This window comes from Spirulina sp. CCNP1310 (genome assembly GCF_034932185.1).
Classification (GTDB): Bacteria; Cyanobacteriota; Cyanobacteriia; order Cyanobacteriales; family Spirulinaceae; genus Spirulina.
The window spans coordinates 1-5,766 of record NZ_JAYGHW010000057.1; the positions used below are offsets into that span (position 1 = coordinate 1).

Genomic DNA, 5,766 nt, shown 5'->3' on the forward strand with positions numbered 1-5,766 from the left:
TTATACAGTTGCTGGAGGATGAGCATCTTAAACAACTGCAATCGGTCGATAGGCTTGCGCCCCGCTCGGCTCTTGCGCTCCTTGATCTCTAGTTGCGCCAAGGACTCCCCAAAGATATTCCACGGGATGAGTGTATCGAGTACACTCAGTCTGTCCATTGACGTTTCGAGGTTTTTTCGGCGGCGCTTGATTGGACCAAATCCTTTTGCCATGAGCTTTTCTCCCTGAGTCTTCCTCCTCTAGCCTCTCACATTTTTCCCTGGGGGCTCAGTTTTTTCTTTTTTTCGATGTGCTCTATAATCCTAGGCATCGTTCCCAAGTTGTAGACCTGGAGTCATCCCATGAAGCGCGTCGCTCTCGTCGTTGGCATTAACCGCTATCCTGATTTGCTGGATGATCAGGATAGGCCGCAACACCTAACCACGGCGGCAACGGAGGCGGATCAACTGGCGAATCTGCTGCGCGATCGCGGCGATTTTGAGGTGTATCGGTTGCCGGCGGTGGAGGGTGAGCAGCGGATTGATCCGAAGGGGCAAGTTCGCAAAAAGGAATTGGGGGAGGCGATTCTTCGGTTATTTGTGCCTGAGACGGGGGAGATTCCTGAAACAGCTTTATTTTATTTTGCAGGCCATGGTTTACAGGAAGTTGTAGAGGGGCAGAGTCAAGGGTATTTGATGACCAGTGATTCCTGTCCAGAGGTGGGCGATCGCGGTTTATCGCTGCAATGGTTACGTCAGGTTTTAGAAAAGAGCAAGGTGCGGCAACAGCTTGTTTGGTTGGATTGTTGCCATAGTGGGGCGTTGTTTGATTTTGCGGATCAGGATTTGTTGACCTTTTTTGAGAAGCAGCAGGATCGCTGTTTTATGGCGGCTTCGCGGGAGTTTGAGCCGTCGGTGAGTGGTGTGTTTACGCCGAGGTTGTTGGCGGGTTTAGATCCGGAAAATCAGCCGGATGGGGTGGTGAGCAATGTCAGTTTAGGGGCTTTTTTAGAGGAGGCGATGAAGGATGCCCCCCACCATCCGATGATTCGCAATCCGGGGGGGGAAATTCTGCTGACGACACAGCGGGGGGTGAGGGATCATGTTTGCCCCTATAAGGGGTTGGCTTATTTTGATTTTCGGGGGGATGATCCGCAGTATTTCTTTGGGCGGACGGGGTTAACAAAGGAGTTGGTGAAACGGGTGGAGGCTGGCTCGTTTTTGGCGGTGTTGGGGATGTCGGGGAGTGGGAAGTCTTCGGTGGTGCGGGCGGGGTTGTTGCATCGGTTGGGGAGCCAGGGGCGGCGGTGGACGATTTACGCGCCGTTTACGCCGGGGGATCATCCCCTCAGGAGTTTGCGGCAGGCGTTGGGGGTGGAGTTGGAGCAGTTGGAGGGGGTAATGCGGGCGGCGGCGACGGAGCGGGCGATCGTTGTGATTGATCAGTTTGAGGAGGTGTTTACGCTTTGTCGGGATGAGGGGGAGCGGCAACGGTTTTTGGGGGGGTTGTTGGGGGCGGTGGAGCGGTTGGCGGGTAAGTTGTGTTTATTGGTGGTGATGCGGGCGGACTTTTTTGGCAAGTGTGCGGAGCGGCCCTATGGGGGGTTGGCGAAGCGGATGGAGCAGCATTTGGTGACGGTGTTGCCGATGGAGGAGGGGGAGTTACGGGAGGCGATCGTTTATCCGGCGGAACGGGTGGGGGTGGAGATTGATCGGGAGTTGGTGACGCAGATGGTGGCGGATGTGGCGGGGTCGCCGGGGAGTTTGCCGTTGATGCAGTATGCGTTGACGCAGTTATGGAAGTTGAAGACGCTGAATCGGTTGCGGTTGGTGGATTATACGCGGTTGGGTGGGGTGACGAGGGCGTTGGAGAATCATGCCAATGGGGTGTATGGTGATTTGTCTGAGGAGGAGAAGGGGGTGGCGCGGCGGATTTTCCTGGAGTTGACGCAGTTGGGGGAGGGGACGGAGGACACGCGCCGCCAGGTGGAGAAGGGTGTGTTTTTGCGGTGGTCGTTGGGGAAGAAGTTGGTGTATGGGGTATTGGATCAGTTGGTGGGGGCGCGGTTGGTGGTGGTGTCACAGCGGGAGCAGGGTGATAGTGATAGGAAGGTAGATGTAGTAGATATTGCCCATGAAGCTTTGATCCGCTATTGGTTACGGTTACGGGTTTGGATTAATGAAAGCCGGGCGACTTTGCAGAAGGCGCGGCGGTTGGAGGAGGCAGCGCAGGAGTGGCGGCGGCGGGGTGGCAAGCAGGCGGCGGAAGATTTCTTATTGCAGGGGTTCCGGTTGGGGGAGGCGGTGGAGTTTGTGGGTGAGGGGGGGGAGATGGTGACGATGGAGATACGAATGTTTGTTGAGGCCAGTTTACGGCGGGCACGACGACAGAAGTATGTCCGTTGGGGGTTGGGGACAACGGCGGTGACGGTGTTGTTAGCTTTTTCCGGGTTTTCTTGGCTGCAAATGCGAGATGCACAACGGCAGTTAATCTATGCCCAAGCACTTACCTCAGCTAGATTAACAACCACACCCCATGGCCCAGAAGGCTTAGTCCGGGGTATCTACGCATTAGACCTCAGTTTAGGCCACCGCAATCAATGGCAACTCCAAAGCGCAGCCCAATCTGGTTTACTGACGGCCCTTATTCACAGTCGCGAGCGAAATCAATGGCAGGGTCATAAGGGTTGGGTGAACTCAGTGGCATGGAGTCCTGATGGACAGAGGATTTTGACAGGGGGTGAAGATGGCACAGTGCGACTGTGGGATAGGGATGGCAATGCCATTGGTGAACCTTGGCAAGTTGATGAAAATGGTGTACGTGCAGTTTCGTGGAGTCCCGATGGGCAAAGGGTTGTGACAGACAGTACTGGCAATTGGGTACAGTTGTGGGATAGGGATGGCAATGCCATTGGTGAACCTTGGCAAGGTCATACAGGCCCGGTGAAGTTAGTGGCATGGAGTCCTGATGGGCAGCGGGTCTTGACGGGAGATATTTATGGCACAGTGCGACTCTGGGATAGTGACGGCAATATTATTGGTGAACCCTGGCGAGTTGATGAGAACGGCGTGGATTCAGTAGCATGGAGTCCCGATGGTCAGCAGGTTGTAACGGGGGGTGATAATGGTACAGTGCGACTGTGGGATAAGGATGGTAATGCTATCGGTGAACCTTGGCACAATGAATCAGATGCTATTGTTACTTCAGTGGCGTGGAGTCCTGATGGGCAGTGGGTGGTGACGGGGGCTACTGATGGCATACTGCGGTTGTGGGATAGGGAGGGCAATGCTATTGGTGAACCCTGGCAAGGCCATGGGTGGGCAGTGAGTTCAGTAGCGTGGAGTCCCAATGGGCGGTGGGTCGTGTCAGGCAGTGAGGATAGCACGGTGCGGTTGTGGGATAGGGAGGGCAATGCCATTGGTGAACCCTGGAAGACTGGTCATGGCGCAGTGAATTCAATAGCGTGGAGTTCCGATGGGCAGCGCATTGTAACGGGGGGTGATGATGGCATAGTGCGGCTGTGGGATGGAGAGGGCAATGCCATCGGTGAAACCTGGCGAGGTCATGAGAAGAGTGTAAATTCAGCGATGTGGACTCCCGAATACATAATGCAGCGATGGGGAGGGGACAGTAATACTATTGGTGAACGCTGGCGAGGTCGTGAGAATCTTGTGCTTTCAGTCGCATGGAGTCCCGATGGGCAGCGGGTCGTGACTGGGGATGGTTATGGCATAGTGCGGCTATGGGATAGGGAGGGTAACGTTATTGGTGAATGGGAGAATCCAGTGAAGCGTGTAGATGTAGTAGCATGGAGTCCTGATGGGCAGCGCATTGTGTCAGGCAACGATACTATGGTGCAGTTGTGGGATGGGGAAGGCAATACCATCGGTGAAGCTTGGCAGAGTGGTCATAGCATGGTGAGTTCACTGGCGTGGAGTCCTGATGGACAGCACATCGTAACGGGTGGTGATGATGGCACGGTGCAATTGTGGGATAGGGAGGGTAATGCTATCGGTGAATCCTGGTCAGGTCATGAAAGCCGCGTAAATGCAGTGGCGTGGAGTCCTGATGGACAGCGCATTGTAACAGGAGGGTTTGATGGTACGGTGCGGCTGTGGGATAGAAAGGGAAATGCCATTGGTGAACCCTGGCGAGGTCATGAGAACAGTGTAAATGCAGTTGCGTGGAGTCCCGATGGGCAAAGGGTTGTGACGGGGGGTGATGATGACACGGTGCGGCTATGGGATAGAAAGGGAAATGCCATTGGTGAACCCTGGCAAAGTCATGAGGGGGGGATGAAGTCAGTTGGGGAACTTTGGTATGGCGATGATCGCGGGGTGAATTCAGTAGCATGGAGTCCCGATGGGCAGCGCATCGTGACAGGGAATGATAATGGCACAGTGCAAATGTGGGATAGGGACGGCAATATTATCGGAAAGGAGTGGGGCCATACAAATGGGGTTTCTTCAGTAGCATGGAGTCCTGATGGGCAGCACATTGTGACAGGGGGTAGTGATGGGGTGCGGTTATGGCATGGATCTTGGCCAGGGCTATTAACCGTAGCTTGTAACCGCCTTCAATTCCACCCTATTTTAAAAACCCCCGCAGATTTTGGTGATACGAATTTTGTAGAAATTGCCCAATCTGCCAAAGCCGCCTGTGAGCGGCGCGTGTGGAGCAAAACTAAAGCCTAATAAACTAAGAACTAAAACAGAATATCCTCATGCCTTCCCAAATCATCACCCAACTCAAAATCCTCGAAACCCTCTACCAACAAGGACAATCCAACCCCACCCTAGAAAACACCCTCACCAAAATCATCCAACAAGAACTCCTCACCCTCAAACAACAACAGGCAGAACTCCAAACCGACATCCAACAACTCGAACAACGTCATCAAATGTCATCCTCAGAACTTTACCAACAATTCCATCAAGGGCAACTTAGTGACGATCTCGACTTCATAGAATGGAACGCCTACCACGAAATGCACAACACCCTACAACAACACATTAACCTGCTTGAATCTAGCCTCACCCATCGTCCTCACTTAACCCACAGCCAAAAGTTCATCAAGCTTATTCTTCAAAATTGGCGACACCATTAATGGATTGTAAACCTCTCCCCCGTAAGGTTGCCAAATATAATCAGCACTGAAAGCGCGAAATCTCGATAATATCCCCAACTCTTGCTCAAAAGACCGGGCTACAACTAATCCCGGAATCAATAAACTAGATAACTCCTCCATCAGTTCGCTGTAAGTTCTGAACTCATCCACCTCAACACCAACCAACGCATAACGGAAAGTCCTAGCAAACTGTAAAGACTGATAGAGCAAAATTCCTAACTCCGTCATTAAATAGGCACTTTCAGCACTCTCTATCCCCACTTCACTCAAAGCCTTAAACCCAACCCGACACCACCAATTTTCCTCCAGATCTTGGAATAGATCTGTGCAACATTTGCACTCATAACCATTAGATAGCAAGTACGATATTCCCTCAAAATATTCTGCAAATTGACGAGCATCACGCTCATCAGAACCACATTCTGCCGACAAACTAAATGCCCATGCCATATCCATAGCCTCCTGTTTTAAACATCTCACTCATTAACTCTTTGCCAATACTTTTGAGTGCTTGCTAAGGCCGCTTCATACTTCTCTAGAGCCATTGTCACCCTTGGCATAATACTAACGTGGGTTGAACCATCTTGGACAGCCTGTAAATCCCCCACGATAAAACCGTCATCAATTTGCCATAAAGGATCTTTACCTTGACCACCAAA

General features: G+C 52.4%; 3 protein-coding genes and 2 pseudogenes. 2 read left to right on the forward strand and 3 right to left on the reverse strand.

Annotated elements, in window-relative coordinates; translation table 11 throughout:
• A pseudogene (locus tag VB712_RS10705) lies at nt 1–212 on the reverse strand (IS5/IS1182 family transposase); the annotation flags it as partial.
• 129 nt (nt 213–341) lie between these two features.
• On the opposite strand from VB712_RS10705, the gene VB712_RS10710 reads away from it, so the two are divergent.
• On the forward strand, nt 342–4,673 hold the full coding sequence (locus tag VB712_RS10710; RefSeq protein ID WP_323254553.1) for an eIF2A-related protein: 4,332 nt from the start codon (nt 342–344) through the stop codon (nt 4,671–4,673).
• A 29-nt stretch (nt 4,674–4,702) separates the two neighbouring features.
• Nucleotides 4,703–5,086: a hypothetical protein gene (locus VB712_RS10715; RefSeq protein WP_323254554.1), complete on the forward strand. Its 384-nt coding sequence runs from the start codon at nt 4,703–4,705 to the stop codon at nt 5,084–5,086.
• Here the strand turns inward: VB712_RS10715 and VB712_RS10720 are convergent.
• Entirely contained in the window at nt 5,030–5,557 is a 528-nt protein-coding gene (locus tag VB712_RS10720; RefSeq protein ID WP_416236320.1) for a hypothetical protein, read from the reverse strand. The genes VB712_RS10715 and VB712_RS10720 overlap by 57 nt on opposite strands.
• Nucleotides 5,558–5,583: 26 nt before the next feature.
• Nucleotides 5,584–5,766 (reverse strand): annotated as a pseudogene (locus VB712_RS10725) (hypothetical protein); the annotation flags it as partial.

Bases quoted from the DNA above. Each gene is read 5' to 3' on its own strand.
- VB712_RS10710 (WP_323254553.1), top strand. From the start codon at position 342: ATGAAGCGCGTCGCTCTCGTCGTTGGCATTAACCGCTATCCTGATTTG.
- VB712_RS10715 (WP_323254554.1), top strand. From the start codon at position 4,703: ATGCCTTCCCAAATCATCACCCAACTCAAAATCCTCGAAACCCTCTAC.
- VB712_RS10720 (WP_416236320.1), bottom strand. From the start codon at position 5,557: ATGGCATGGGCATTTAGTTTGTCGGCAGAATGTGGTTCTGATGAGCGT.